The organism is Allobosea sp. GW822-FHT03F07, assembly GCF_058801345.1.
The window spans coordinates 1,005,217-1,031,983 of sequence record NZ_JBXAND010000001.1; the positions used below are offsets into that span (position 1 = coordinate 1,005,217).

24 protein-coding genes are annotated in these 26,767 nt (G+C 66.0%); 8 read left to right on the forward strand and 16 right to left on the reverse strand.

Annotated features, from left to right (window positions below; genetic code table 11):
- Window position 1 precedes the first annotated feature (1 nt).
- Complete coding sequence (locus AC1RMY_RS04765; protein WP_492862796.1) at window positions 2-259, forward strand: DUF6111 family protein; 258 nt, start codon at window positions 2-4, stop codon at window positions 257-259.
- Window positions 256-1,488 (forward strand): CCA tRNA nucleotidyltransferase, encoded by a 1,233-nt coding sequence (locus AC1RMY_RS04770; protein WP_492862797.1) that lies wholly within the window; start codon window positions 256-258, stop codon window positions 1,486-1,488. Before AC1RMY_RS04765 ends, AC1RMY_RS04770 begins: the two co-directional genes overlap by 4 nt.
- A 3-nt stretch (window positions 1,489-1,491) precedes the next feature.
- Here AC1RMY_RS04770 and hemF read toward each other — a convergent pair whose 3' ends face one another.
- Both hemF and AC1RMY_RS04780 read right to left on the reverse strand, forming a co-directional pair.
- Window positions 1,492-2,361, reverse strand: coding sequence for an oxygen-dependent coproporphyrinogen oxidase (gene hemF, locus AC1RMY_RS04775; RefSeq protein WP_492863561.1), 870 nt, complete (start codon window positions 2,359-2,361; stop codon window positions 1,492-1,494).
- Between the two features lie 60 nt (window positions 2,362-2,421).
- Window positions 2,422-2,907, reverse strand: coding sequence for a tRNA (cytidine(34)-2'-O)-methyltransferase (locus AC1RMY_RS04780; protein WP_492862798.1), 486 nt, complete (start codon window positions 2,905-2,907; stop codon window positions 2,422-2,424).
- Window positions 2,908-3,068: 161 nt separating this feature from the next.
- On the opposite strand from AC1RMY_RS04780, the gene AC1RMY_RS04785 reads away from it, so the two are divergent.
- The 4 genes from AC1RMY_RS04785 (at window position 3,069) to AC1RMY_RS04800 (ending at window position 7,914) form a co-directional block, all read left to right on the forward strand.
- Window positions 3,069-4,934: an ABC transporter ATP-binding protein gene (locus tag AC1RMY_RS04785; RefSeq protein WP_492862799.1), complete on the forward strand. Its 1,866-nt coding sequence runs from the start codon at window positions 3,069-3,071 to the stop codon at window positions 4,932-4,934.
- A 209-nt stretch (window positions 4,935-5,143) separates the two neighbouring features.
- Window positions 5,144-5,695 (forward strand): ubiquinol-cytochrome c reductase iron-sulfur subunit, encoded by a 552-nt coding sequence (gene petA, locus AC1RMY_RS04790; RefSeq protein WP_492862800.1) that lies wholly within the window; start codon window positions 5,144-5,146, stop codon window positions 5,693-5,695.
- A gap of 53 nt (window positions 5,696-5,748) precedes the next feature.
- A complete protein-coding gene (locus tag AC1RMY_RS04795; protein WP_492862801.1) occupies window positions 5,749-7,032 on the forward strand; it encodes a cytochrome b in 1,284 nt (427 codons plus the stop codon).
- A gap of 9 nt (window positions 7,033-7,041) precedes the next feature.
- Window positions 7,042-7,914, forward strand: coding sequence for a cytochrome c1 (locus AC1RMY_RS04800; RefSeq protein WP_492862802.1), 873 nt, complete (start codon window positions 7,042-7,044; stop codon window positions 7,912-7,914).
- A gap of 708 nt (window positions 7,915-8,622) precedes the next feature.
- On the opposite strand, the gene AC1RMY_RS04805 is transcribed toward AC1RMY_RS04800, so the two are convergent.
- From AC1RMY_RS04805 to AC1RMY_RS04815, 3 genes are read right to left on the reverse strand one after another with little or no spacing between them, the layout of a single operon-like run.
- Window positions 8,623-9,300: an ABC transporter ATP-binding protein gene (locus AC1RMY_RS04805; protein WP_492862803.1), complete on the reverse strand. Its 678-nt coding sequence runs from the start codon at window positions 9,298-9,300 to the stop codon at window positions 8,623-8,625.
- Window positions 9,297-10,544 (reverse strand): ABC transporter permease, encoded by a 1,248-nt coding sequence (locus AC1RMY_RS04810; RefSeq protein ID WP_492862804.1) that lies wholly within the window; start codon window positions 10,542-10,544, stop codon window positions 9,297-9,299. Before AC1RMY_RS04810 ends, AC1RMY_RS04805 begins: the two co-directional genes overlap by 4 nt.
- Before the next feature lie 3 nt (window positions 10,545-10,547).
- Window positions 10,548-11,549: an efflux RND transporter periplasmic adaptor subunit gene (locus AC1RMY_RS04815; protein ID WP_492862805.1), complete on the reverse strand. Its 1,002-nt coding sequence runs from the start codon at window positions 11,547-11,549 to the stop codon at window positions 10,548-10,550.
- A gap of 157 nt (window positions 11,550-11,706) precedes the next feature.
- Between AC1RMY_RS04815 and AC1RMY_RS04820 the strand changes: the two genes are divergently transcribed.
- Window positions 11,707-12,405 carry a TetR/AcrR family transcriptional regulator gene (locus AC1RMY_RS04820; RefSeq protein WP_492862806.1) on the forward strand — a complete coding sequence of 233 codons (699 nt, stop codon included), beginning with the start codon at window positions 11,707-11,709 and terminating at the stop codon, window positions 12,403-12,405.
- A 157-nt stretch (window positions 12,406-12,562) separates the two neighbouring features.
- Here AC1RMY_RS04820 and AC1RMY_RS04825 read toward each other — a convergent pair whose 3' ends face one another.
- From AC1RMY_RS04825 to AC1RMY_RS04840, 4 genes are all read right to left on the reverse strand, one after another.
- The gene (locus AC1RMY_RS04825; protein ID WP_492862807.1) at window positions 12,563-13,960 is read right to left on the reverse strand and encodes a M20/M25/M40 family metallo-hydrolase; all 1,398 of its coding nucleotides are present in this window, start codon (window positions 13,958-13,960) and stop codon (window positions 12,563-12,565) included.
- Between the two features lie 54 nt (window positions 13,961-14,014).
- A complete protein-coding gene (locus AC1RMY_RS04830) occupies window positions 14,015-14,983 on the reverse strand; it encodes a Bug family tripartite tricarboxylate transporter substrate binding protein (protein WP_492862808.1) in 969 nt (322 codons plus the stop codon).
- Window positions 14,984-15,044: 61 nt separating this feature from the next.
- Window positions 15,045-15,353 carry an AtuA-related protein gene (locus AC1RMY_RS04835; protein WP_492862809.1) on the reverse strand — a complete coding sequence of 103 codons (309 nt, stop codon included), beginning with the start codon at window positions 15,351-15,353 and terminating at the stop codon, window positions 15,045-15,047.
- Window position 15,354: 1 nt separating this feature from the next.
- Window positions 15,355-16,701, reverse strand: coding sequence for an acyclic terpene utilization AtuA family protein (locus AC1RMY_RS04840; RefSeq protein WP_492862810.1), 1,347 nt, complete (start codon window positions 16,699-16,701; stop codon window positions 15,355-15,357).
- A gap of 94 nt (window positions 16,702-16,795) precedes the next feature.
- Here AC1RMY_RS04840 and AC1RMY_RS04845 point away from each other — a divergent pair, with 94 nt between their 5' ends.
- Window positions 16,796-17,692: a LysR family transcriptional regulator gene (locus tag AC1RMY_RS04845; RefSeq protein WP_492862811.1), complete on the forward strand. Its 897-nt coding sequence runs from the start codon at window positions 16,796-16,798 to the stop codon at window positions 17,690-17,692.
- 154 nt (window positions 17,693-17,846) lie between these two features.
- Here AC1RMY_RS04845 and AC1RMY_RS04850 read toward each other — a convergent pair whose 3' ends face one another.
- From AC1RMY_RS04850 to AC1RMY_RS04880, 7 genes are all read right to left on the reverse strand, one after another.
- A complete protein-coding gene (locus AC1RMY_RS04850; protein ID WP_492862812.1) occupies window positions 17,847-18,488 on the reverse strand; it encodes a CDP-alcohol phosphatidyltransferase family protein in 642 nt (213 codons plus the stop codon).
- 3 nt (window positions 18,489-18,491) lie between these two features.
- The gene (locus AC1RMY_RS04855; RefSeq protein WP_492862814.1) at window positions 18,492-18,881 is read right to left on the reverse strand and encodes a hypothetical protein; all 390 of its coding nucleotides are present in this window, start codon (window positions 18,879-18,881) and stop codon (window positions 18,492-18,494) included.
- Window positions 18,878-19,828, reverse strand: a complete 951-nt coding sequence (locus AC1RMY_RS04860; protein WP_492862815.1) for a phosphatidate cytidylyltransferase — start codon at window positions 19,826-19,828, stop codon at window positions 18,878-18,880. Before AC1RMY_RS04860 ends, AC1RMY_RS04855 begins: the two co-directional genes overlap by 4 nt.
- Window positions 19,825-20,463, reverse strand: a complete 639-nt coding sequence (locus AC1RMY_RS04865) for a lysophospholipid acyltransferase family protein (protein WP_492862816.1) — start codon at window positions 20,461-20,463, stop codon at window positions 19,825-19,827. Before AC1RMY_RS04865 ends, AC1RMY_RS04860 begins: the two co-directional genes overlap by 4 nt.
- 653 nt (window positions 20,464-21,116) lie before the next feature.
- Complete coding sequence (locus AC1RMY_RS04870) at window positions 21,117-23,636, reverse strand: arylsulfatase (protein WP_492862817.1); 2,520 nt, start codon at window positions 23,634-23,636, stop codon at window positions 21,117-21,119.
- Window positions 23,637-24,331: 695 nt separating this feature from the next.
- The gene (locus AC1RMY_RS04875; protein WP_492862818.1) at window positions 24,332-25,555 is read right to left on the reverse strand and encodes an FAD-dependent monooxygenase; all 1,224 of its coding nucleotides are present in this window, start codon (window positions 25,553-25,555) and stop codon (window positions 24,332-24,334) included.
- A gap of 281 nt (window positions 25,556-25,836) precedes the next feature.
- A complete protein-coding gene (locus tag AC1RMY_RS04880) occupies window positions 25,837-26,751 on the reverse strand; it encodes a LysR substrate-binding domain-containing protein (protein WP_492862819.1) in 915 nt (304 codons plus the stop codon).
- Between the last annotated feature and the right edge of the window lie 16 nt (window positions 26,752-26,767).

Genomic DNA, 26,767 nt, shown 5'->3' on the forward strand with positions numbered 1-26,767 from the left:
CATGCTCCGCGCGATCATCGAAGAGGTGCTTCTCTTCGTCCTGCCCTTCTGCGTGTTTGCGGGGTATCTCGTCGTCAACCGCCGCAACCCGCTCGATGTCGAGCATTGGAGCCGGCATGTCTTCTGGCTGGCGATCGTCGGTCTCTCGCTTGCCATCGGGCTCGTCGCCTATAGCGGGTGGACTGCGCCGCGCAGCAAGGGAGTCTACGAGCCGCCGCATATGGAGGACGGCAAGCTGGTGCCCGGCCGCTTCAAATGACATTGCCGCAGGAGCGGATCGCCGCCTTCCTGGAGCTGCCGGCGCTCGCCGCCGTGCTGGACGCGCTGAACGGGGAGGGCGAGGAAACCCGCGTTGTCGGCGGCGCGGTGCGCGATCTCCTGCTGGGCGAGCCGGTCGGCGATGTCGATCTCGCCACGACCGCCCTGCCGCAGGAAACCATCCGGCGCGGGAAGCGCGCAGGCTTCAAGGCGGTTCCGACAGGCGTCGAGCACGGCACGGTGACGCTGGTTCGCGACGGCATCGGCTTCGAGGTGACGACACTGCGCGAGGACGTCGAGACGGACGGGCGCCGGGCAAAGGTCGTGTTCGGGCGCGATTTCGTCGCGGATGCGCTGCGGCGCGACTTCACCGTCAACGCGCTCTCGCTGGATCGCGAGGGCGCGATCCACGATTATTGCGGTGGGCTCGATGATCTGGCCGGGCGGCGCATTCGCTTCATCGGCGATGCCCTGACGCGCATCCGCGAGGACTATCTGCGCATCCTGCGTTTTTTCCGCTTCCATGCCCGCTATGGCGGGGGGGCACCCGATGCGGAGGGGCTGGCGGCCTGCATCGCCGGGCGCGCCGGGTTGGCGGGGCTGTCGCGCGAGCGCGTGCGGGCCGAACTGATGAAGCTCCTGGTCGCGCCGGGCGCGGTCGAGGTCGTCGACACGATGGCGGGCGCGGGATTGCTGATGCCTGTGATCGGCGGCGTGCCGCATCTGTCGCGCTTCGCGGCGATTGCCTCGGGCCGTGACGCGGGATCGGTCTATCCGGCGTTTCGGCTTGCGGCGCTCGCGGTCGGCGTGCGCGAGGACGGGCTCAGGCTGCGGGAGCATCTGCGCCTGTCGAATGACGAATTCGACCGGATCGAACGCATCGCCGGCGCGCTGGAGGCGCTCTCGGGGCGCGCTTCGGAGCCGACGGTCGCGGAACTGCGCCATCTCGCCCACCGTATCGGCCAGGATGCTGTGGCCGCAGGGCTGGTGTTGCTCGCCGCAACCACCGAGGAGGCAGCGCAATTGCGGGCGCAGGGCATGATCGCCGAGTTGGGCCGCACGCCGCCTTTCCTGCCGAGTGGGCGGGACGTCATCGCGCTCGGCGTGCCGGCCGGGCCGCAGGTCGGACGGGTGCTGGATGCGGCGCGGTGGGACTGGATCGAAGCGGATGCGCCGGCGGAGCGCGCCGCGCAGGCGGGCTTCGTCGAGCGTGCTGTGGCCGCGCTGTAGACCTTACGGCCAGCGCACAGTCGGCGGCATGGAGGACAGGATCGAATCGACATTGCCGCCGGTGCGCAGGCCGAAGATCGTGCCGCGGTCGTAGAGCAGGTTGAACTCGACATAGCGGCCGCGACGGACTTGCTGCTCGTGGCGCTCGGCCTCCGACCAGGGCTTGCCGATATTGGCCCGCAGGATCGGCGGATAGGCCTCGAGGAAGGCCTCGCCGACGGCTTTCGTGAAGGCGAGATCGCCTTCCGGATCGCCCGACCAGATATAGTCGTAGAAGATGCCGCCGATGCCGCGCGGCTCGTTGCGGTGCTTCAGGAAGAAGTAGTCGTCGCACCAGCTCCTGAAGCGCTCGTAGTCCGCGATCGGAGCGTGATGCTCGCAGGGCTCGCGCATCGCGGCATGGAAGGCGATGGCGTCGGGGTCGTCCTGGCTGCGCCTTGCGTTCAGCACCGGCGTCAGGTCCGCGCCGCCGCCGAACCAGGGCTTCGTCGTGACGACGAAGCGCGTGTTCATGTGCACCGTCGGTGCATGCGGGTTCCAGGGATGGGCGATCAGCGAGATGCCAGTGGCATGGAAGCGCGGATCCTCGGCCGCACCCGGGATCTGGCCGGCGAATTCGGGCAGGAAGGTGCCGTGGACGGTCGAGACATGGACGCCGACCTTCTCGAAGACGCGCCCGCGCAGGATCGACATGACGCCGCCGCCGCCGCCGGCGCCGTCATGGTTGGTGCGCTGCCAGGGCGTGCGCTCGAAGCGTCCGGGCGCATCGGTCTCGGGCGGGAAAGGGCCGGCAGCCTCGTCCTCGATGGCTTCGAAGGCGGCGCAGATGCGGTCCCGCAAGGTCTCGAACCAGGCCTTGGCGCGTGGCTTCATCGCCTCGGCGGCGGCGGGATCGGCGGGGGGCGTTTCGGCCGGGCTAGGCTGGCTCATGGCTTATGTTCCGTCGCGGGGCGGATAGCCGCCCGTCTGTCTCAAGGCCTCGCCCATTACCATCGCAGCCGCGAGCGCGACATTGAGAGAGCGCAAGCCGGGCTGCATGGGAATATGGACGCTGGCATCCGCGGCGGCATGGATCTCCGGCGCGACGCCCGCCGATTCCCGGCCGACCATGACGACGTCGCCAGGCCGGAAGGCGAAGTCGAGATGGCGCAACGTGCCGTCGGTCTCGGCCAGGATCAGGCGATGGCCGGCTGCACGCCGCCAGGTCTCAAAGGCGGCGAAGGAATCATGGCGCGTGACCGCGGCGCGCTCGAGATAATCCATACCCGAGCGCCGGAAATGCCGGTCCGAGACGTCGAAGGCGGCCGGCTCGACGATATCCACCGCGATGCCGAGACAGGCCGCCATGCGGATCATCGTGCCGGCGTTCTGCGGGATGTCGGGTTGGTAGAGGGCGAGGCGCAGGGGCGGTGTTGTCATCTGGCTGCTGTCATGGGGTGACGCCTGGATATGCGTCAAGAACGCCGGCCTTTGACAGCCATGCGTCGGGGGCGCTGGCCTTCGCGGGCGAAGCGCCCCATATCACGTCAGCTTTTCGTCGCCAGATTTTCGTCGCCATGCCGGTCCAGAGGAGGGCGCACATGTTCACCCCTCTGTTCCGCTGGCTCGAGAGCCGGATCGACGTCTTCGCCCCCTTCGACGAGCGCGAGACCCCGCCGCGCGGCGTCTGGCCGTTCATGTGGCACCATATCAAGGGCGTGAAGGGCTGGATGGCCCTGATCATGCTCACCGGGCTCGGCTTCAGCGGTATCGAGGCGGCGATGTATCTGATGGTCGGCTGGTTCGTCGACCTGCTCTCGACCCAGTCGCCGGAGACGATCTTCCGCGACCATGGCGCATTGCTGCTGGGTGCGGCCTTCCTGCTCGTCGTGGTCCGGCCGCTGATCTATTTCGCCAACCACGCGATCGTCGACCAGGTCGTGGTGCCGCAGATCACCAACCAGATCCGCTGGCGCAACCATGTATACACGCTCGGCCACGCGCTCGGCTATTTCCAGAATGACTTCGCCGGCCGGCTTTCCTCCCGCGTCCTTCAGGCCGGGCAGTCGATCCGCGGCGCGACGATCGAGGTCATCGACGATCTCTGGTACGCGCTGATCTTCGCCTCGGTCGCGATCGGCTTCTTCGGCTCGACCTCGCTCTGGCTGGCGCTTCCCGTTCTGGTCTGGCTCGCGGCCTATGTCGCGCTGCTGATCTATTTCGTGCCGCGCGCCAAGAAGCGTTCGGAGGCGAACTCGCTCGGGCGCTCCTCGACGACGGGGCGCATCGTCGATGCCTACACCAACATCCTGACGGTCAAGCTGTTCGCCCGCGCCGATGCCGAGCGCTCCGCCGTGCGCGATTCGCTGACGCGCTGGAACGCCTCCTTCCTGCATCTGTCGCGGCTCATCACCGGCGTCAGCGTCATTCTGCAGACGATGAACAGCCTGCTGGTGGTGGTCACGGCCTGGCTCTGCCTCTGGCTCTGGAGCCAAAGCGCGATGACGCCGGGCGCGGTCGCGGCCTCGATCGGACTGGTGCTGCGGCTCGTGCAGATGTCGACCTGGCTGATCCATCTCGTGCGCGGCGTCTTCGAGAACCTCGGCTCCGTGCAGGAGAGCATGGAGACGATCGCCCGGCCGCATGACCTGACGGATGCGCAGGATGCGGTGCTGCTCGTGGTCGACAGGGGCGCGATCCGCTTCGACAAGATCCGCTTCAATTACGGCCGGGGCGAGGGGCTGTTCGAGGGGCTCGATCTCGAGATCAGGCCGGGCGAGAAGATCGGGCTCGTCGGGCCGTCGGGCGCCGGCAAGTCGACGCTGGTGAACCTCCTACTGCGGCTCTATCCGCTGCAGGGCGGGCGCATCCTGATCGACGGGCAGGACATCGCCCATGTCACGCAGGACTCACTTCGCGCGCAGATCGGCATGGTGACGCAGGACAATTCGCTGCTGCACCGCTCGATCGGCGACAACATCGCCTATGGCCGGATCGGCTCGACGCAGGCCGAGATCGCGGAAGCCGCGCGGCAGGCCTCGGCCCATGACTTCGTGCAGGGCTTGAGCGACCAGGACGGCAGGCAGGGCTTCGATTCGCGCGTCGGCGAACGCGGCGTGAAGCTCTCCGGCGGGCAGCGCCAGCGCATCGCGATCGCCCGCGTGCTGCTGAAGGACGCGCCGATCCTGATCCTGGACGAAGCGACCTCGGCGCTCGATTCGGAGGTCGAGGCCGCGATTCAGGAGCAGCTCACGGCGCTGATGCAGGGCAAGACCGTGATCGCGATCGCGCACCGGCTGTCGACCATCGCCGCGCTCGACCGGCTGATCGTGCTCGACAAGGGCCGGATCGTCGATGTCGGCAGTCATTCCGAACTGGTGGCGCGCGGCGGTCTCTATGCCCGCCTCTGGTCGCGCCAGTCGGGCGGCTTCCTGGCTGCTGCCGACCCCGAAAAGCTTTCGGCCTGAGCCGGCGCTGGCGCCTGTGCGCCGAGCGTCTACGGGGCCTGCATCGGCGCGCCCTGCGGAACAGTAGACTTCGTCCAAAGTGCATGTCAAAGAGCGCGACAGTGACGTGCCGCCGCATTGCGGCCGTGACGACGCGCCCCTAAGAGGGGCGCTGGGGCTGAAATTTCGAGTTGTTACAAAGCTCGACTGACGTTTTAGAGGATTGGATCGTGGCGCACGCGACCGATACGACATCGACCGAAACCACCCGCCGCGATTTCCTCATGCTTGCGACCGGCGCCGCCGGTGCCGTCGGCCTCGGCGCGGTCGTCGTGCCGCTGGTGATGCAGCTCGCTCCCGACGCCCAGACGGTCGCCGCGGGCGCGCCGATCGACGTCGATCTCGCGCCGATCGCGGAAGGGCAGGCGATCAAGCTGTTCTGGCGCGGCAAGCTGATCTTCGTGCGCCACCGCACGAAGAAGGAGATCGAAGAAGCGCGCGCGGTCAATGTCGCGACGCTGCCCGACCCGCAGGCCGACGAGGCTCGCGTCAAGGCCGGCCACGAGCAGTTCCTGGTGGTGTACGGCAACTGCACCCATCTCGGCTGCGTGCCGCTCGGCAACTCCCCCGGCGATCCGAAGGGTGATTTCGACGGCTGGTTTTGCCCCTGCCATGGTTCGCACTACGATTCCTCGGGCCGTATCCGCAAGGGCCCTGCGCCGCTCAACCTGCCGGTGCCGCCCTATGCGTTCAGCGCCGACACCAAGATCCGGATCGGCTGAGCGATGCGCTCGACCCGTTCCCGCCTGGAAGAGACAGCCCCGAGGCATTCCGCATGAGTGGTCACAGTTCCTACGTCCCGAAGACCGGCTTCGAGCGCTGGCTCGATGCGCGCCTGCCGATCATCCGCCTCGCGCATGATTCGGCGGTGTCCTACCCGGTCCCGCGCAACCTGAACTACTTCTGGACCTTCGGCGGCATCCTGGTGTTCATGCTGGTCGCGCAGATCGTGACCGGCGTCATCCTGGTGATGCACTACACGCCGCATGCGACGATGGCGTTCAACTCCGTCGAGCATATCATGCGCGACGTGAACTATGGCTGGCTGCTCCGCTACCTGCACGCCAACGGCGCCTCAATGTTCTTCGTCGCCGTCTATGTCCATATCTTCCGCGGGCTCTATTACGGCTCCTACAAGGCGCCGCGCGAGGTGCTCTGGATCCTGGGCGTGGTGATCTTCCTGCTGATGATGGCGACCGCCTTCATGGGCTACGTCCTGCCCTGGGGCCAAATGTCCTTCTGGGGCGCGACCGTCATCACCAACCTGTTCTCGGCGTTGCCTGTCGTCGGCGAGACGATCGTGACCTTCCTGTGGGGTGGCTTCTCGGTCGACAATCCGACGCTGAACCGCTTCTTCTCGCTGCACTACCTGCTGCCGTTCATGATCTTCGGCGTGGTCATCCTGCACGTCTGGGCGCTGCACCATGTCGGCCAGAACAACCCGACCGGCGTCGAGGTGAAGAACGTCGCGAAGGACACGGTGCCGTTCACCCCCTACGCCACGATCAAAGACATCTTCGGGATGGTCTGCTTCATCTTTGTGTTCTCCTATTTCGTGTTCTACCAGCCCAACTTCATGGGCCATGCCGACAACTACATCCCGGCGAACCCGGCCGTGACGCCGTCGCATATCGTGCCGGAATGGTACTTCCTGCCGTTCTACGCGATCCTGCGCGCCATCCCCGACAAGCTCGGCGGCGTGCTGGCCATGGGCGCGGCCATCGTGGTGCTCGCCTTCCTGCCCTGGATCGACACCTCCAAGGTCAAGTCGATGAGCTATCGCCCGATCGGCCGCCAGCTCTTCTGGGCCTTCGTCGTGGTCTGCATCGGCCTCGGCTGGCTCGGCGCGATGCCGGCGGAGGGCGGATATGTCGTCGCTTCGCGCATCTTCACGGCGCTGTATTTCGGCTTCTTCGTGGCGCTCTTCGTCGTCGGCCTGTTCGAGCGGCCCAAGGCGCTGCCGAACTCGATCGCCGATTCCGTGCTCGCTCCGCTTGAGAGCGGCTCGGGCGCCCGGCTGGCAGTTGCCACCGCTGCCGAACCCAACGCCAAGGGCTGAGACGAAACCATGAGCAAGATTTCGCTCCGCTCGGCCGCCTTCGGCCTCCTGCTCGCGGCCCTGCCGCTGTCGGCCCAGGCCGCCGGCGACCGTGTCATCCCGCCCTCGCTGAGCTGGTCCTTCTCCGGGCCGTTCGGCAAGTTCGACCGGGCCCAGCTCCAGCGCGGCTACAAGGTCTACAAGGAGGTCTGCGCGAGCTGCCATGCCGCCTCGCTGCTGCGCTTCCGCAACCTGTCGCAGCCTGGCGGCCCCGAATTCACGCCGAGCCAGATCACCGCGCTCGCCGCAACCTTCCAGATCAAGGACGGCCCCAACGATTCGGGCGAGATGTTCGATCGGCCCGGCCGCCCGGCCGACGCCTTTCCATCGCCCTTCCCGAACGAGCAGGCGGCGCGCGCCGCCAATGGCGGGGCCTATCCCGTCGATCTTTCGGTGATCGCCAAGGCGCGCACCTATGAGCGCGGCTTCCCGCGCTTCATCTTCGACATTTTCACGCAGTTCCAGGAGCAGGGGCCGGATTACATCGCGGCGCTGCTGACGGGCTACAAGGATCCGCCGCCCGAGGGCACTCCGCCGCTGCTGCCGGGCCAGTATTACAACACCTATATGCCCGGCCATCTGATCGCGATGCCCAAGCCGCTCAATGACGGGCAGGTCGAGTATCCGAAGGGCGCGGATGGCCAGCCGCAGGTGCCGGAGACGGTGGCGCAATACGCCAAGGACGTGACGGCCTTCCTCGTCTGGGCGGCCGAGCCGCATCTCGAGCAGCGCAAGCGCATTGGCCTGCAGGTCATGATCTTCCTGCTGATCTTCGGCAGCCTGCTCTACTACACGAAGAAGAAGGTCTGGTCGCGCATGCCCGACGGCTCGACCGCGCACTGACCCAGCGGATATCAGCAAAGGCCCCGGAAACTCATTCCACCCAGCCTCCTGTACATAGTTTGGTGCAAAGCAGGCCCTTAATGTTCTCGAAGCCCCTCAATGAGGGGCTTCTTGTGCGATGCGAAGCACGAAACTTGCCCATATTTATACATCAGATGGCACAGCTGGCTTAGGTCACTTCGCGAGCACAAACATTCACAGTAGGTGGCGGCGCGGCGCAACTGGTCCGGATTGCGCAGCCGCGCCGACGCCGGTCCGCCCCGCTCCGCTCATGTCGGCACGTAGACGATTGGCTTCCGCAAAATGAGTTGGGGCCCCGGCGTTCGACGGCCGGGGCTTTTTGTTACTCAGCGAACGCCGGCCGCCTGCATGGCTTCCCGGCCCATGGACTTCGGGAGCAGATCACGCCCTCCCGTCGACTGGGGAAGTGACGCAACACGCCCGGACGAGCGACCGACGTTCTTGGCCTGTTGCGGATATTCGCAAAGGTCTGCTTCCAGGCAGTGCGATGGTCACCAACGAACCGAATGGCTGGAAACGCCTCTCTCATTTTGTATGTGAAACCTCACTTCAATCCCGACAAAGGCTGCGTTTGCGCGCCTCTCCGGGCTCAAAGCCAATTAGAATTTTGCTTATGAATTTATCGAACCTATTCGCATCGTACGCCCGAAGGAGCGGTCCAGCATAAGCGCCAAAGCTGAAAGTCGTTCAGCTCTCGGCCAGCCGTCCATCGACCAGGTGGATGCGTCTGCTCGCCCTCGCCGCCATCTCAGTGTTATGGGTCACGGCGATCACCGTCTTGCCGCGCTCGCGCACCAGCGCATCCAGAATGACGAAGACCTGCTCAGAATTCTTGCTGTCGAGGCTGCCGGTCGGCTCGTCGGCGAGGATCAATGGCGGATCGTTGGCAAGCGCGCGCGCGACGGCGACACGCTGGCGTTGGCCGCCCGAAAGCTGGTCGGGGCGCTTTTCGAGGTGGTCGGAGAGGCCCAGAACCGTCAGCAGCTCGGTCGAGCGCTCGCGCATGGCCGCAGTGCTGAGCCGGCCGAGGCGTCGCATCGGAATCTCGACATTCTCGCGGACCGTGAATTCCGGCAGCAGGAAGTGGAACTGAAAGACGAAGCCGAGCGTCCCCAGCCGGATGCCGGCCCGCTCGCGCTCGTTCAGCCCGGCCGTATCCTTGCCCGCGATGGCGAGCGTGCCGCCGGTCGGATTGTCGAGCAGCCCGAGCAGATAGAGCAGCGACGATTTGCCGGAGCCGGAGGGACCGGTGATCGCGACGAACTCGCCCGCACCGATCGCCAGCGTGATGTCCTGGACCAGCATCACCGGCACGGCGGCGGGCAATACGCGCGTGAGCCCCCTCGTCTCGACCAGCGCGCTCATGTCGCGCCCCGGATGATGTCGACTGGGTTGAGCCGCGCCGCCTGCCGCGCCGGCAGGTAGCCGGCGATACCGGCCGAGACGAGAGCGAAGCCGGCGGCGATCAGGTAGTGCCAGGTGCTCCAGGCCAGAGGCAGCCGGGTGATCTCCTGCGCCACCGCGGCGCCCGACAATTCGAAGCGGACGAGGGAGAGCGCAAAGCACAGGCCGAAGCCGACCACCCAGCCGATCAGCGAGCCGCCGGCGCCAAGCGCCAGCCCCTCCAGCAGGAACAGGCGGCGCATATCGGTCTCGGTGAAGCCGAGCGATTTCAGGATGGCGATGTCGCGCGCCTTCTCATGGGTGATGGTCGAGATGATGTTGAAGATGCCGAAGCCGGCCACCAGCAGGATCGCGCCGACGACGGTGTACATGATGACATTGCGGATCACGAGCGCCTCGAGCAGCGACTCGTTGGCCTCCTGCCAGGCGACCGCCTTGTAGCCGAGCTGCGCCTCGGCCCGGCGCGCCACCTGCGGGGCGGCGTTGGGATCGTCGAGCTTCAGCCTGATCTCGTTGATCGCATTCGGGCGCTCGCTCAGGATCTGCGCGTTCTTGAGCAGCACATAGCCCTCACCCTCGTCGCGGGCGGTGGTGCCAGTGTGGAACAGGCCGACGATCTTGAAGGCGCGACTCTGGCCGGTGGAGGAGACGACCGTCACCGTGGTCCCGAGATCGGCGCCGAGGCGCTGCGCCAGCTTGTCGCCGACGACGATGTTGTTGCCGCCGGCAATGAGCGAGGTGAAGCTGCCCTGGCGGAAATCCTTGGCGAGCGAGGAGATACGCATCTCGGCCTGCGGCTCGATGCCGATGATCGCGATCCCGACATCGCGCCCGGAATAGCGCACCACGCCCTGCGTCTTCAGGCTGAGCGCGAGCCGCCCCGGCACCCAGGCGCGCAGCAGCGCCGTCGCCTCGGTCGGGTTGAGGATGCCGCGCCGGTCGTCCTTCGGCCGCAAGCCGGCGATATGGACAGTGGCGAAGGCATCCTGAGCCGGCTGGCGGCGGGCGCTGCGGTATTCGTCGGTGATGTCGACATGCGGCATGGTGTCGACGAGGCGCGCGACGAAATCGTCCTCGCCACCTTGCATCAGCGCGGCCATGGCTATCGAGAAGCCGACGCCGAGCGCGACACCGATGATCGCGACCAGGGTCTGCCGGCCGCGACCGCGGATATGTGTCAGGGCCAGGGCGAGGATCAGGCGCACGGCTCAGCCGCCTTGCGGCGCGACACGGGTGCCGTCCGCGAGTTTGTCGGGAAAGGGCGTGATCACGCGGATCTCCTCAGGCAGCCCCGAGAGCACCTCGACATCGGTGGTGCCTCGAATGCCGATCGCAAGCTCGCGGCGGCGGGCGCGATCGCCTTCGAGGGTGAAGACCGCATTGCCCTGGACGGCGGCAACCGGCAACAGCAGCGCCTTGCGCGCCACCCGCACCACGATGTTGAGCTCGGCCGTCATGCCGATCAGCAGCGGCGTATCGTCCGGCAGGGTGAGATAGACGCGATAGGTCTTGGCGACGGGATCCCCCTTGGGCGTGATGCTGTCGACAGTTCCCTCCAGCGTCCGGCCCGGAAAGGCGTCGGCCCGGACCAGAACGCGCTGTCCGGGCCTGACCTGCGGGATATCCTCCTCGTTGACCTCGGCTACGACGCGCAGGGGCCTTGCCTCGCCAATCCAGAACAGCACGGTGCCGGGCTCGGCGATCTCGCCAACCTCGCCATCGCGGCGCAGCACGGTGCCGCGCATCGGTGCGCGCAGCACATAGTTCTCCAGGCGCGCGGTCTGCCCGGCGATCAGCGCGGAGGCCTGCCCCATCTCGCTGCGCGCCCGGTCGAGCGCCTGCTGGCTCATCACATTGCGCTCGACCAGGACCGCGAGCCGGTCATGCTCGGCGGTGGCGAGCTTCTGACGTGCCTTGAGCTCAGCCAAGGTCGCCTCGGCCTGGGCGCTGTCGAGCCGGGCGAGGATCTGCCCCTGCTCCACCCGCTGCCCCTCGCAGTCGCAGCGCTCGACAATGCGCTCGCGCACCAGCGCCGTGACCTTGGCCCATATACGCGGCTCGACCGTACCGGTGGCGTAGACGATCTCCGCCGCATCGCCGCGCTTCGGCGCGACGGTCGCGACCGCGATTGGCTTCGTCAGGGACCAGTAGACGCCGCCGGCGACGGCGATCGCGGCGACAGCAGGAAGGAGAAGACGAGCGAACTTCACGGCATCCCCCGAAGGAGGCGGCGCGGCGGCATCCCTGCTCGCGATCATCTCATGTCGAGAGCATTGCGCCGGCGGTGGCTCTCGCGCACAATTGCAAAAGACCGACCGTCGGTCATCTTACAGACCGACGGTCGGTCGTCAAGAGAGAGCGTATTGCGTGCCCCGTATCGTGAAATCTGCCGATGATCGCAGGAACGAGATCCTCGACGGCGCGCAGGCGCTGTTCTTCGAGCGCGGCTACGAGCGGACGACGGTCAACGACGTGATCGCCAAGGTCGGCATCTCGAAGGGCGGCTTCTATCACCACTTCACGGCCAAGGAGGATCTGCTGGAAGGGATCACCGCCCGGCTGGCGCGGGACGCCGTCGCGCGCGTCCGCGACATCCTGGAGGATCCGGCGCTCAGCGCCCTGGAGCGGCTGAACGCCTTTCTCGCCCGCTCACGACAGATGAAGCGCGAAGATGCACCGAAGCTGCGCGCTGCCTTCGACGTCATCTTCCGGCCCGAGAACCTCCTCCTTTACCACCGCATCAACGCCGCCTCGATCACGGTGATGCGGCCGGTACTGACCCGCATCATCGTCCAGGGGACGGCGGAAGGCGTATTCGCCGTGCCCGAGCCGGAAGCCGCTGCCGACATCATCCTGCATATCGGAGCGAGCACGCACGACATAATGGCGCACACCATAGCTGCCGGCGGCACCGCAGAGGAGGATGCAGCGATCGAGGCGCTCGATCAGCGCCTGCGCTTCTACGGGATCGCGGTCGACCGCATCCTTGGCCTGCCCGACGGCAGCGTCCCCTTCGTCGAACCGGGCTTCACCCGGGCGGTGATGACGGCACGTCAGGCAGGCTAACCAACTGGTCGTGGCCGCGGCCGATTTTTCCGGATTGAGACCGACCTCCAAAAGCGGTCGGCAGTTAGCTATTTTCGCCCATTCAATCTTGCGGCGAATGCCCGCTTGTGGGCGGACAGCCAGCGTCCACACATGGCGCGCTGCTCCCAGCAATCGATCACTTCGCACGAAACTCCGCCGGCGCGAATGTCGCGAGTTCCTGCAGCAGCCGCGGCCAGCTGCGCAGCCCGAGTGCGATCGAGTCGAGATGGAAGAACTCGTTGGGAGCGTGGACGTCTTCGTCCGGCAGGTTGAGGCCGAACATCAGCGTGTCCATGCCGAGCAGTTCCTTGAAGATCGCGGTGATCGGGACCGTCGCGCCGAGACGGACATGGACCGGGTCGCACTGCCAGACCTGCCGCAGCACCCGCGTTGCGGCCTGGACCAGCGGATGGTTTCCCGCCAGCGTCGAAGCCGGCGAGCCGCCGCCGATGCCCTCGAACGCGATGCGCATGCCGGGACGGGCGACGGAGCGGATATGGTCCTGCAGGGCGGCGATGGCCTGCTCGGGATCCTGTCCGGGGGCCAGCCTGATGGTGATCTTGGCGCGCGCCTCGTCGGGGATGACGGTCTTGCTACCGGCCCCGGTATATCCGCCCCACATCCCGTTGACGTCGATCGCCGCTCGCAGGGTCAGGCGCTCGCGCAGGCTGTAGCCGGGTTCGCCCGCCGCGATGCCGCCGATATCGGCGACGAAGCCGGCCTCGTCGAAGGGCAGGGCCGCGGCATCGCGCCGGTCCTGCGGGCTCGGCGGCGGCAGCGCTGCCATCAGGGCCGGGATGGCGATCGCTCCGGCTTCGTCATGCAGCGAGGCGACGATCGCGGCGAGCTCGTGCAGCGCGTTGCGGACGCCGCCGCCATAGCGGCCGGAATGCAGCTCCTTGTCCGCACTGCGCACGACGAGCTCGAGCTTGGCGAGGCCGCGCGCGCCGACATTGATCGTCGGCACGGTCGCACTCTGGCGCCCGCCATCGGCCGAGACCATTGCATCGGCCTCCAGCAGCGGCCCGTAGCGGCGCACGATCTCCCGCAGGCTGGGACTGCCCGTCTCCTCCTCGCCCTCCAGGAAGAGCTTGATGTTGACCGGGCAGCCACCATGCACTGCCAGGAACCCGGCGATGGTCTCAATCGCGATCGTCGTCGAGCCCTTCACGTCGGAGGCGCCACGCGCATGCAGGTTGCCGCCCTGGATCGTCGGCTCGAAGGGCGGCGTCCGCCACAGCGCGATCGGATCGGGCGGCTGCACGTCGTAATGGCCGTAGACGATGATGGTCGGCGCGCCGGGCGCGCCGAGCCAGGCGCCATAGACGGCCGGATGGCCGCCGCCATCGAGCAGCTGCACATCCGACAGCCCGATCTCGCTCAGCCAGTCGAGCAGGAAGCTGCGCGTGGCCGCCATGCCCTCGGCATAGGCGGGATCGGTGCTGACGCTGGGCAGCCTGAGGAAGGCACTGAGCCGGTCGAGCACGGCATCGTGGCGCTGCAGCAAATGTTCGATGACGAGCCCGGCATTCATGCGATGTTCCTCGAGGCTTGGCGCCGGCGACAGAGGTGCCGCCGGCGAAGAGCTTTACTCCGGCTGGATGCCGGCGGCCGTCACGATCCCGGCCCATTTGGCGATCTCGGTGCCGACGAAGGCCTTGAGTTCGTCGGGCGTGCTCGTCTCCGGTTCGATGCCCGCCGCGAGCAGCCGTTCCTTCGTTGCGGGATCGTTCACTGCCGCCACCAGCGCCTGGTTCAGCTTGTCGACGGAGGTGCGCGGGGTCTTGGCCGGCACGAAGGCGGCGAACCAGGCCGCGAGGTCGTAGCCCTTCACGCCGCCTTCCTCCATGGTCGGCAGCTCGGGGGCGAGCACGCTGCGCTTCGCGGTCGAGACGGCGAGGCCGTTGACCTTGCCCGCCTTGATCTGCGGCAACGTCGTCGAGATGTCGGCGAAGACGATGTTGATCTGCCCGCCGAGCAGGTCGGTGATCGCCTGCGGATTGCTGCGATAGGGCACATAGGTGATGTCGAGGCCGGCGAGCGACTTCAGCATTTCGCCGGCGATGCGCGAGGAGCTGGAGCCGGCGCCGAAGGTCAGCTTGCCCGGATTGGCCTTGGCGTAGGCGATGAATTCCTGGACGGTCTTCGCCGGCACCGCGGGATGCGTGGCCAGCGCCAGCGTGATCGTGCCGAGCTTGCCCACCGCCTCGAAGCTGTTGACCGCATCATAGGGCACGTTCTTCAGCAGGCTCTGATTGGCGCCATGGGTGGTGTTGGTGGTGATCAGCACGGTGTGGCCGTCGGGCTCGGCGCGGGCGACGTTCTGGGCGGCGATGACGCCGCTCGCACCGGCGAGGTTCTCGACCACGACCGGTCGCCCGAGGCTCTTCGAGACGTGCTCGCCGACGATGCGGGCGAGCGAGTCCGTCGCGCTGCCGGCCGCGAAGGGCACGACGAATCTGAGGGATTTCGACGGGAAATCCTGCGCGCTCGCTCCGGCCGTGAGGCCAAAGGCAGCCGCACCGGCAATCATCATCCGCAATGCGCGTTTCTTCATGGGATTCCTCCTCTTTTCAGTTGCGATAGGGCCGGCGTCTTGCTGCGCCGTTCGGTTGCGATCAGAAATCCGGGATTTCGATATCGAGCAGGGCCGAGCTCAGGCTCTTGCCGTGGGTGTCCAGCGCCAGCGAGCGGGTGACGCCGCCACCCAGCGCCCGGTGGAGCACGAAGTTCAGCGCGCCCAGCGACGGAATCTCGTAGCGGTCGACGCCGCCGCGTAGGATTCCAGCGAAATGGATCGCCACTCGCTCCGCCGTGACATGCCGCGCGAGACGCGGATAATCCGCCTCGTCATAGGCGATCAGCGAGATGCTAGACGTGTCGCCCTTGTCGCCGGTGCGGGCATGGGCGATGGCGCGCAGCTTCATCTCAGCTCTCCAGCATCTGAACGCGAGGCTGAACCTGCTCGCGCGGCAGCAGCGTGGAGAGCACGCCGAGAACCTCACGCACCTGCTTGGTGACGCCGCCGCCACCCGCAGGCCCGTTGGTGTAAAGCGTCTCGACCTCGTTGCCGATGCGGAGCGCCTCCTCCGCAGAGGCCGTGCGCCCGGCTACCCGCAGCCGCACCTCGTATGGCTCGGCGCGCGCCCCGCCGGCCGGCAGCCCTGGACCATGGATCGCATCGACGCCGATCAGGTCGAAGCGCAACTCCTGGGCCGCGACTTTTGTCAGTTCCAGCCGCTCGCGCACGATCTCCGCCGCGAGTTCGGCGCGATCCCGCGCGCCGCTACCGGCATAGGAGATCTGCCCTTCGCCGAAGAAGCCTTCGGCAATGCCGAGCGAAACCTTAAACGCCTCGGGCCGCGCACGGCCGCTGCCGCCGCTGATCCGCACCCGATCCGGCCCCACCTGTTCGACCCGCGCCTGCGAGAAGTCCGCAATGACATCGGGGGTGAAATAGCGCGCCGGATCGTGGATCTCGTAGAGGATCTGCTCCTTGCAGGTGGCGGCCGTGATGCAGCCGCCCGAGCCCTCGACCTTGGTGATCACCGCCGAGCCGTCCGCGCCGACCTCGGCGAAGGGAAAGCCGAGCCGCGCCAGCCCCGGCACCGTCTTGAAGCCGGGATCTGCGAAATAGCCGCCGGTGACCTGCCCGGCGCATTCCAGCACATGGCCGATCAGCGTCGCTCGGCCGAGCCGCTCCCAATCCGCGAAGGACCAGCCGAACTCATGCGCCAGCGGCGCAAGGAAGAGCGAGGGGTCGGCCGCGCGCCCGGTGATCACGATATTGGCGCCGGCGGCGAGGGCCTGCACGATCGGCTCGGCCCCGAGATAGGCATTGGCCGAGATCAGGTTCGTGCCCAGTTCGGCGACGGGCCGCCCGTCCTCCAGGATCCGGCACGCACCATCGCTAACGGCCGCCGTTACCTCATCGCCCGTCACCGCTGCGACCTTGAGGCCGGGCAGGCCGAGCTCGCGGGCGATCGCACAGACCAGTTGGGCCGCCGCGACGGGGTTCGCCGCGCCCATATTGCTGATGATGACGGTGCCTGCACGCCGGCAGGCCGGCAGGACCGCGTGCATGCGCGCCGCCAGCAACGGATCGTAGCCGAGGGCAGGATGGTGCCGCCGCGCCTGCTGAGCTAGCGCGATGGTGCGCTCGGCCAGGCATTCGAAGACGAGATAGTCGAGCTGGCCGCGCTCCGCGAGCTCGACCGCAGGCTCGATCCTGTCGCCCGAATAGCCCGCACCGGCGCCGATCCTGATCTGTCGCATGCATCCTCCCGAGGGCGAGAGAATGCCGCGGCAAATTCATAGGGCAATTGAAATTATCCTATCGCAGTAATAGTGAATCAATATGAATTATGATGTGCGGCAGCTCCGTGCGGTCATGGCGGTGGCGGAGCATGGCAGCTTCACCCGCGCCGCCATGGCGCTCAATCTCTCGCAGCCGGCCCTGACCGTTCAGGTGCGGGCGCTTGAAGAGGAGCTGGGCCTGCGGCTTTTTGACCGCAACACGCGCCATGTCGCGCTGACGCGCGTGGGGCGCGAGATGCTGCCGGAACTGCGGCGCATCCTGCGCGAACTCGACGCTCTCCTCCGCGAGACACGGCAGCTCGCGCGCATGGCCGGTGGCATGGTTCGCATCGCCGTCTTGCCGTCTTTCGCTTCCAGCTTGCTCCCGGACGTGATCGCGGGTTTCCGGGCGCTCCATCCCGAGATCGGCTTCACGCTGCGCGATGTGATCGCCAGCGGCGTGGCCGAGCTGACGCTCGCCGAGGAGGTCGATCTCGGCATCACCGGAGGTCCGGTCGAGGATGCCGAGCTCGAACTGCTGTTGCGCAGCGTCGACCGCATGCACGCCGTATTCCCGGCAGGGCACGCGCTGGACGACGGCACCTCGCCGACGCTTGCCGCGTTGGCGCGCTATCCGCTCGTCCTGATGTCGCGCGCGACCAGCGTGCGGGCCGTGGTCGATGCCGCGATCGCTGCCGCGGGTCTGGCGGCGGAGGTCGCTGCCGAAGCGACCTACATGTCCACGGCGGTGGGCATGGTCCGTGCGGGGATGGGGATCGCAATCCTGCCAGAGACGGCCATGGAGATCGGGGCGCTGCCGATGCTCCGTTCGGCGCTGATCGACGACGCGCGGCTGGCGCGCAGCATCTCGGTGATCAAGCGCAGAGGGAGAACACTGCCCCCTGCGAGCGCGGCCTTCCTCGAGCATCTGGGAGCTGCGATCGACGCGCTGGAGCGAAGCGCGAGATGACGCGCCGGGCCATTGTCTGGGTGTGCTCGGCCCGCTGCCAACTATCGCAGATCTGCTTCTGAGCAGACGCAGAATCGATGGCAGCCGCAAGCTGAAGAGCCAAACCGCACCTGATTTTCAGTTCAGCATCGAGGCCAGCGAACCCTTACAGCATTCAACGTGCGCGCAACGCGCGTACGACATTTACGGCCCGCCTGAGCACTGTCACGGCGGTGCCCGCCGCGATCAGCCAGAGTGCGCCGACCAGAATCTCGCCCTGGCCGCGCCAGAGCGGCTCCAGCAGGGACAACAGCGCCGCTGCCGTGATCGTCGCCATGCGGTGCTGCTTGGCCATCGGGCCGGAGAAGTCGGCCGGCAACCCGCAGGCGCGGCCAAGCTCGCGCGTATAGGCGGTGAGCACGGCCATAGCGGCCGCGGCCCAGCCCAGGCCCGGCAGGCTGGCCCCATAGCCAACACCGACGAGAATGAGGATATCGGCAATGCGATCAGGGAACTCGTTCCAGAATGGCCCGTCGGGGGTCTGCTTGCCACCCTCGATCGCCACCATGCCATCGAAGAGATTGCAGAGCAGCCTGAACTGGCAGAACAGCGCCGCAGCCAGGAGCAGGGCGGCGCGCGATCCGGAATGAGCGCCACCCGCGAACCAGAAGGACGCGCCGGCACAGGCCGCCATCACCATGCTCGCCATCGAAATCTGGTTCGGCGTGATCGCGGCCGTGCTCAGGCGGCGCGCGATGGAACGAGCCCAGCCTGAATCGCGGCTCGCGAGCGGGCGTCGATTGTCATCCTGCGCCAAGGTTCAGTCCCTCCTGCTCCGCCAGAGCGAGAGATTGTAGAGCGCGGCATAGCTGGTCGCGACCGTCAGCGGGACGGCGATCGTCCGGAAAATCTCGGGCGTGCCGCCGATCGTGTGGATGGTCGTCAGCAGGGCGGCCGAGACGAGCCCAGCGATGAGCGGGGGCGCCAGAAGCGCCGCCGTGCCGGAGAAACGCCTGGCCAGCGCCTCGATGCCGCGTTTCAGGAGCAGCGTGATGGCGGCGGAGAGGGCCCCCTGGATCAGCCCTGCCTGGAGCGGCGCCGGCATCGGATGGCTGCGGTTGGCGAAAGCCGCCCAACTGCCCATGGCGAGGAAGGCGAAGGCGACATGCACGACGCTGCTCGCCATCAGTTGCCGAAGCTTGGCGCTCATGTCGCCGACCAGCCGTAGCGCACGAGATGGAAAAAGATCGGGGCGGAGAACACAACGGAATCGAGCCGGTCGATGAAGCCTCCATGACCCGCGATCAGGTGTCCCCAATCCTTGACGCCGCGGTCGCGTTTGATCGCCGACATGACGAGCCCTCCGAAGAAACCCATCAACACGATGATCAGCGACAGGAAAGCCGCCTGGAGCGGCGTGAATGGCGTCATCCAGGACAATGCCGCGCCGATGGCCGTCGCGCTGAGTGCGCCACCGACGAAACCTTCGACCGTTTTGGAGGGCGAGAGCCGGGGCGCAATCTTGGTTCGGCCGAGAAGCTTGCCCCAGACATATTGCAGGACGTCGCTGATTTGCACGACGATGACGAGGAAGGCGATCAGGAGCACATAGCGCCCATGAAAGCCGGGGATGTCCAAGGTGAGCAGCGCCGGCACATGCGAGGTGCAGAAGACGCAGATCATCAAAGCCCACTGCACCTCGGCGATCCGCACCAGATAATGGTCGGTGTCGCCGCGCAGCGCCGCGATGATTGGCATCAGCAGGAAGGCGTAGACCGGGATGAAGATCGAGTAGAGCCCGTACCAGTCGATCCAGACCAGATAGTACTGGACCGGCAGCACGATGAAGAACCCCGCCGCCAGCGCCCAGTGGTCGGCGCGGCGCGTGTTGGTCAGCGTGATGAACTCGCGGAGGGCTGCGAAGGAGCAGAACGAAAAAAGCAGCGTCACGCCGGTCTTGCCGCCGACCAGCGCCAGTCCCATCAGCGCGACCATGACCCACCACGCCCGGATGCGGTCGTTCAGGTTCTCGACCACGGCATTCGAGCCGTCCGGCGACAATCTGCGCTGCAGTGCGTAGCCGACTGCCGACGCCAGGATCAGCACGGCGAGCAGGCAGGCGAGCACGACCACCAGGTCGGGATGCGGCATCGTCATGATCCGCTCGCCTTCGGCGCCAGGACGAGCAGCGCCGCTTCCGCCCGGGCCAGGAAGTCCTGCTTCTCCTCCGCATCGGCGATCCGGAGGACGGAGCCGAAGGTGACGGTGCAGATCAGCGGGATGGGCACGAACTCGCCCTTCGGCATGACGCGATTGAGGTTGTCGATCCAGACCGGCACGAGCACGATGTTCGGCCGGGCGCGTGCCAGATGGAACAGCCCGCTTTTGAACGGCAGCAGCGGCGCATCGGTGGTGTTACGCGTGCCTTCCGGGAAAACGATGAGGGAGGATCCGGCATCCAGCGCATTCGTCATCTGGACGATCGGGTCGCTCGTTCGGCTGGCGCGATCGCGATCGATCAGGACGGCGTTGAAGACATCGCAGCCGATGAAGCGCCGGAGGCGGCTCTTCAGCCAGTAGTCGCTCCCGGCGACCGGCCTGGTCGCAAATCGCATGCGACGCGGCAGCACCGTCCAGATCAGGACGAAATCACCGTGGCTGGCGTGGTTTGCGTAATAAATCCGCTGCTCGTCGACAGGCGCGATGCCCTCCCAGCGTCCACGGACCGCGGTCAGAAAGCGGGCGAACAACACGATGAGCGTGCCAGCCAAGCTTATCACTGCTCCGCGCATCGCTATTCCCAACCACGCCCACTGGATGACGTAGCGTTCAATTCGGACGTTGTCGATGTCGGAAGCCTTGGATCAGCAATGAGCCGGCATTTGGGTCTGGAGCCGGCCTGGCCGGAACTTCCGCTGACGGGCCACATACAAGAGTCCGCTCCTGGCGCAACATGGTCGACCCCCAACGTAATGCGGGACGGCGCAGATGCTCAGCGCCAGATCTCTCCTTGCGCACAGCACTCAGCCAGAGCAGCTACGTGCGCATCGCCAGGCTCGCGACGCACCAAGCCATTAGCGCGGCGTGAGCCAGGACAACTGGCCAGAAAGCGATGCCAACGGGCCTCAAGCCCGCCCAGGTGGCAACGAGCACCACGACAACCCCGACGTTGTAGAGCAGCAGCGCTGTGAGCAACCCCTTCGTCACTCGGGGAGCCTCATTTCGGCCGAGCCAACAGGCTGCGCCAAGAGCGAGCAGTGCAACACCGGTCACACGACCGAGTGTCGCTCCAGCGGGGGAGCCCAGTGCTGCCCCGAGCAGCAGCTCGACCACCTCAGAAGGTGCTACCAGCAGCCCCAGCCCTGTGACAGCCTCCAATACGCCCGTGACGGCGAGCAGTGGCCTGCCGTTTCCGTGTTCGGGCGCGAGCATGAGGACCGCGGCGCTATTGCTTGGCCTCTTCGATGGGGTCGGGCTCCGGCGCCTGCGTCGGCCCCAACTCGGCCCTCGCTTCCGCGGCAGCCGTGACCTGCGGTTCGAGCTTGAACGTCAGCTTGTTGACCTTGCCGGTGAACTTGAACGGCGGATCGTAGCGGTAATCCACCAGCGCCACCCCGGTGCGGGTGTCCCGGCCGACGTCAAAGCTCTCGTCTTCCGGGAAGGTGACCGGCATGGAATGCTCCATCGATTTCCGATCGACCTGCTTGCCATCGACGGAGAGCACGCCGGTTCCACCCTTGCCGAGACCTGGTCCGTCCGACTTGAAGTCGAAGGTGATGGTGTGCTTGCCGGGGCTCAGCTCCGGCCCCGACCAGACCGTCCGCTTGAGATTAAGCAGATTGTAGAGGAAGACCGGCTTGCCGCTGCGAATGCCGGCGACGCCCTTGCTCAGGAAGAGGCCGTAGCCGCCGAAGCGCCCGCCTTCGGTGACGATCATGCCTTCGCCGCCGCCCTCGGGAATCTCGACGTCGGCGGTGATGGTGTAGGACTTGTTCAGGATGCTCGGCGCCGCGCTGGGCGGCACGCCGATCAGTTCCCCCGAATAGGTGAAGACGGTTCGCCCGGCCGTAAGGTTGGGGCGCGGCGTGTTCCAGCGCAGCAGTGTCGTGTTGTCGAGCGGGAGGACGTTGTACTTCTTCGCCTCGGAATCGAAGATCGCCCGCAACGCCCTGACCTTGTCCGGCATCGCGGCGGCGAGGTCGTTGAACTGGGTCGGGTCCTCCTTCAGATCGTAGAGTTCCCACTGATAGGCATCGATATCCGGCGGCGGAGCGGTGCTCAGTTCCCAAGGCCGGGTCACCGGCGTCGTGGACGCGATCCAGCCGTCGCTGTAGATCGCGCGATTGCCGAGCATTTCGAAATACTGCGTCGCGTGCCGGGTCGGAGCCTCGGCGCTAGCCTTGTCCCATGTGTACATCATGCTCACTCCCTCGATGGGGCTCTGCTTGATGCCGTTGACCATCTCGGGCTGGGGAATGCCGGTCGCCTCCAGGATGGTCGGGACGATGTCGATGACGTGGTGGAATTGGCGGCGGATGCCGCCGACATCATTGATGTGGCCGGGCCAGGAGATCGCCATGCCCTGCTTGGTCCCGCCGAAATGCGACGGCACCTGCTTCACCCATTTGAACGGCGTGCTCATCGCCCAGGCCCAGGGCGCCGCGAAATGCGGGAAAGTCTTGTCCGAGCCCCAGAACGGATACCAGAGGTACTGGGCGTTCACCGGCACGGGAACGCCGTTGAAGGTGGTGAACTCGTTCGGCGTGCCGTTGAGCATGCCCTCCGCGCTGGCACCGTTGTCGCCGCTGATATAGATAATCAGGGTATTGTCGAGTTGACCTTGGTCCTCGACGGCCTGGATGACGCGGCCGATCTGGTTGTCGGTGTAGGCGAGATAGGCCCCGTAGACGTCGGCCTGTTTGATGAAGAGCTTCTTCTCGAGGGCTCCGAGAGAATCCCACTCGGGAAGCTCCTTGGGCCAAGGCGTGAGCTTGGCGTGCTCGGGCATGATGCCCAAGCGCTTCTGGCTGGCGAATATCGTCTCCCGCAGCTTGTTCCAGCCCTCGTCGAACAGATGCATATTGCCAATCTTCTCGACCCATTCCGGCGTCGGATGATGCGGCGCATGGGTGCCGCCCGGCACGTAGTAGATGAAAAACGGCTTGTCGGGCGCGATCTCCTTGAGCTGCTTCATCTGCTGGATGGCCTCATCGGCCATCGCCGTGGTCAGGTTCCAGCCGGGATTGTCCTGGAAAGGATAGATCGCCGTCGTGTTGCGATAGAGGTTGGGTTGCCACTGGCTCGCGTCACCGCCGACGAAGCCGTAGAAATATTCGAACCCCATGCCGTTGGGCCACTGCTCGAACGGCCCGGCTTGGCTTGACTGGTACGAGGGCGTGTTGTGGTTCTTGCCGTACCACGAGGTCGCGTAGCCGTTCGCCTTTAGGATCGTGCCGATCGTGCCTTTGTCGGCGGGGATGATCGAGTCGTAGCCCGGGTAGCCTGTCGATATCTCGCCCACGACGCCGGCGCCGACCGAATGGTGGTTGCGTCCCGTGATCAAAGCAGCCCGCGTCGGCGAGCAGAGCGCGGTGGAGTGGAAATTGGTGTAGCGCAGCCCTTGCGCGGCGATGCGATCGAGCGCGGGTGTCGGAATGACCCCACCAAAAGTGCCGGGTGCGCCAAAGCCGGCATCGTCGGTCATGATCAGCAGAACGTTGGGCGCGCCCTTCGGCGGCACGACGCGCGGAGCCCACCAGGGTTTCGATTCCGAGGATTTCTCCCCGATCACCCCGCCGAATACTGGTGGTATGGGTGGAATCTGCTTTCCCGTGATCGTGGTGGTGGCGCCCGGCGTGCCCGGAGTGCCGGTCAGCACCTGAGCGTCCGCGGACCCCGTCGGTGCAGTCAGGCCGAGAAGAATTGCGAAGCTGCTCGTTTGCAGCAGATGCCGATGGAAGCGCATGCGAGGCTCCTCTTCTCATCCACGCAAAGACCGTCGGGGTCGCCAAAGCTTGTGACGCAGTGAATTATACGGAGGGCTATCAGGGCCTCCGCCGGTCGCGCGGCTGGTTCGCTGCGTGCATTCGCGGCACGCCATCGACGGCAATAAGCGAAGGGTCGATCGCAGAAGCCGGAGCATCTGCCGCACCTCTGAGGCCATTACAATCGCAGAAATGGCGCCAACTTGCTATGAGGAATCTAGGGCGCGCTCGAACAGGATTTCGATCGCAAGTGCCGAGCTCTTACCCAAGCCGACGTCTCCAATAGCGCGAGGATCGTCCGAGAAAGGGTCCGGTTCGGTCAGCCTAGGCGACGCGCTGTCAAGGTCCGCTTTTGGGCGACAGGCAAACTTCTGCTTATTGCGCCAGTCAGGCGGGCCTGCTGGGCTCGAAGCGTCTGCAATGGTTGGTGGGAAGCGGAAATCTCTCCTAGTCCGTCGCCCAACGGAGCAGTCTCGCCGATGCGACTACGGCGCATGCACAGTCCGTGTTGACGGCATCGCGGCACGCTTCTGCGCCATGCTGATTAGCGCCTTCTCGGAGGAGCAGAAGATCGTCACCGTCTCGTCGCTCTCCTCGACGCTGTTACGGCCCTGCGTCAAAAAGCGGACAATGGTTGCGCAGATCGGTCTCTCCCGGCAGTGCCGGGTGGCTCTCGTCAGGCGGCGAACTCGGACCTGCTCGCGTCTCGCACCGTCGTCAGCGCATCGAATGCGTGTATCCAGCCGAAATCGTCCGGGAACCTCGACACCCGCCGATCACGATCCACCAAGGCCGAGCTTTCGTCGGGGAGATGCAGCAGGTCGTTCGTCGCGCGCGAGCTGAGCTGAATGATCCTCGTTCGCGACCGCCGAAGCCGCTGATAGCGCGACATCATAGCTTCGATCTCGTCCCGCCGCGTCGACGTCAGCATTTCGGCGAGCGTGATCGCATCTTCGATGGTCGTGTTGGCGCCTTGGCCATGGTGCGGCACCATTGCATGGGCGGCATCGCCGAGCAGAACAGCACGGCCTCGCCACCATTGTCGCAACGGCCGTACCGTGAATAGCGCCCATCGCACGCGATGCTCGACCGCGGCAACCATTTCAGCGACGGCCGGGTGCCACCCCTTGAATGGCGCCAGGGCGGCCGACGGCTCGACGGGAGCCTGCCAGCCCTCATGCGACCATGTCTTGGGACCTTCGACGACGGCGAAAAAGTTCACATCCTCAGCCCGTTCGCCGATCGCATAATGCAGCAGATGAGCGCCGGGGCCCATCCAGAACTGGATTGCCCGCGGGTCGGGAAGCGATGGCAATTGCCTGGCCGGCACAATGCCGCGAAATGCACTCGTTCCCGAATAGATGGTCCCTTCTCCGCCGGTCACGTATCGGCGGACCAGGGAACGGACGCCGTCCGCGCCGATCACCAAATCCGCCTCTGCGATCTGGCCATTGGCGAAACCGAGCCTCATGACCCGATCGCGCTCGGAGAGCTCGGTCAAGCGGTGGCCGAGTCGAAGATCCGCTCCCGCCAGCGCGCCAGACAGAATCCGCTGGAGGTCGGCGCGATGAATTCCGAAATAGGGCGCTCCGAAACGCTTCTGATAAGCGAGCTCATGGTGAACCGGGAAGGCTGCGATGCGATGGCCCTTCCGCCAGTCGCGGTAGATCAGTTCGCTAGGCTCGGTCGAACAGCCGGCGATGAGGTCGAGCACGCCAAGACGACGCAGTTCCCGCGTCGCGTTGGCCGAGAGCGCCACCGCCGCCCCGATTTCACTGAGTTCGGACGCCTGTTCGTAAATGGTGGCCTCGATGCCGCGCTGTCGCAATGCAAGCGCGAGCGTCAGGCCGCCGATCCCTCCCCCGACAATGGCAATGCGCAGGTTCCGGCTGTTTTTCATGGCTGTCTGCGCCTTCGTTCTGACACCGCTCGCGACCACAATAGAGTGGCCGGCATCTTGACCCCGCTCTGGGCCTCAAGGACGATTTCTTCTGGCGCGGGCGCGCTGGCCTCAAGTGCACTTTTCTGGCAGAGACGTTAGAAGGCGCTCGCGTCGAGCAACACGATTTTTTGAATCTATATTGATACCCAGACCGCATAATCAGGTCGCTTGGGCATTCAACCAGAAAATCGAGATAGGGCGCCCGTCAGCGCATTTACTGCCTGGCCGGCGGCAAGGTGTCATGTCTCTTGCTCGTCCTTGACCGACTGGTTCCACTCATCGAACTCGCGCACCAGCCTGGTCAGCGCCGCAAGCAGAACGGAATTGTCGTTCTTTCGGTGGCTCATGATGATCGGCGTCATCATTCTGGGTTCGTCGAGATCGATGTAGCGGATATCGTCGCGGCCGAGGCGCCTCACCGAGGCCGGAACGAGACAGACACCGCCGCCGGACGCCACCAGCCCGAGCGCCGTCTGCACCTCCTTCGCCTCCATGCCGATGGTCGGCTCGACCCCGGCATCGCGATAGAATGACAGGACCTGGTCGGCGTAGCTCGGCCGGGGCGTCTTCGGGTAGAGGATCAGCGGCTCGCCGGCGGTCTGCCTGAGCCTGATCGGGCCCTCGCTGCCCGCCAGCTTGTGGTCGAGCGGGACGGCCAGGCACAGCTTTTCCTCCCGGATGATCCGGCGCGTGATCTGCTCGTCGTCGAAGCGCAGCCGGCCGAAGCCGACGTCGATGCGGCCGTCCTTGAGCGCGGCGACCTGCTCCATCGTCGTCAGTTCGACCAGTTGCACCTCCGCTCCCGGCGCAATGATGCGGAAGCGCCGGATCAATTCGGGCAGCGCGTCGTAAAGCGTCGAGGCGACGAAGCCGATATTGAATTGCAGCACCATGCCTTTCGAGATCCGCAGCGTCATCGCGCGCATCTCGTCGATCCGCTGCAGGATCTGGCGGCTTTGCTCGAAAAGGTATCGACCCGGCTCAGTCAGGGTAATGGGGCGGCCGCGGTCCAGTAGTCTGACGCCCAGTTCCTCCTCGAGCTGCTGGACCTGCCGGCTCAGCGGCGGCTGAGCGATATTGAGCTTTTCTGCGGCACGGCTGAACGAACCCTCCGCAGCGACGGTGGTGAAGTAGCGCAGATGGCGCAGCTCCATGCTCGTCTCCTCAGTG

Coding starts and splice junctions, on each gene's coding strand:
- AC1RMY_RS04765 (WP_492862796.1), top strand. CDS start 2: ATGCTCCGCGCGATCATCGAAGAGGTGCTTCTCTTCGTCCTGCCCTTC.
- AC1RMY_RS04770 (WP_492862797.1), top strand. CDS start 256: ATGACATTGCCGCAGGAGCGGATCGCCGCCTTCCTGGAGCTGCCGGCG.
- hemF (WP_492863561.1), bottom strand. CDS start 2,361: ATGAAGCCACGCGCCAAGGCCTGGTTCGAGACCTTGCGGGACCGCATC.
- AC1RMY_RS04780 (WP_492862798.1), bottom strand. CDS start 2,907: ATGACAACACCGCCCCTGCGCCTCGCCCTCTACCAACCCGACATCCCG.
- AC1RMY_RS04785 (WP_492862799.1), top strand. CDS start 3,069: ATGTTCACCCCTCTGTTCCGCTGGCTCGAGAGCCGGATCGACGTCTTC.
- AC1RMY_RS04795 (WP_492862801.1), top strand. CDS start 5,749: ATGAGTGGTCACAGTTCCTACGTCCCGAAGACCGGCTTCGAGCGCTGG.
- AC1RMY_RS04800 (WP_492862802.1), top strand. CDS start 7,042: ATGAGCAAGATTTCGCTCCGCTCGGCCGCCTTCGGCCTCCTGCTCGCG.
- AC1RMY_RS04805 (WP_492862803.1), bottom strand. CDS start 9,300: ATGAGCGCGCTGGTCGAGACGAGGGGGCTCACGCGCGTATTGCCCGCC.
- AC1RMY_RS04825 (WP_492862807.1), bottom strand. CDS start 13,960: ATGAATGCCGGGCTCGTCATCGAACATTTGCTGCAGCGCCACGATGCC.
- AC1RMY_RS04830 (WP_492862808.1), bottom strand. CDS start 14,983: ATGAAGAAACGCGCATTGCGGATGATGATTGCCGGTGCGGCTGCCTTT.
- AC1RMY_RS04835 (WP_492862809.1), bottom strand. CDS start 15,353: ATGAAGCTGCGCGCCATCGCCCATGCCCGCACCGGCGACAAGGGCGAC.
- AC1RMY_RS04840 (WP_492862810.1), bottom strand. CDS start 16,701: ATGCGACAGATCAGGATCGGCGCCGGTGCGGGCTATTCGGGCGACAGG.
- AC1RMY_RS04855 (WP_492862814.1), bottom strand. CDS start 18,881: ATGAGCGCCAAGCTTCGGCAACTGATGGCGAGCAGCGTCGTGCATGTC.
- AC1RMY_RS04860 (WP_492862815.1), bottom strand. CDS start 19,828: ATGACGATGCCGCATCCCGACCTGGTGGTCGTGCTCGCCTGCCTGCTC.
- AC1RMY_RS04865 (WP_492862816.1), bottom strand. CDS start 20,463: ATGCGCGGAGCAGTGATAAGCTTGGCTGGCACGCTCATCGTGTTGTTC.
- AC1RMY_RS04870 (WP_492862817.1), bottom strand. CDS start 23,636: ATGCGCTTCCATCGGCATCTGCTGCAAACGAGCAGCTTCGCAATTCTT.
- AC1RMY_RS04875 (WP_492862818.1), bottom strand. CDS start 25,555: ATGAAAAACAGCCGGAACCTGCGCATTGCCATTGTCGGGGGAGGGATC.
- AC1RMY_RS04880 (WP_492862819.1), bottom strand. CDS start 26,751: ATGGAGCTGCGCCATCTGCGCTACTTCACCACCGTCGCTGCGGAGGGT.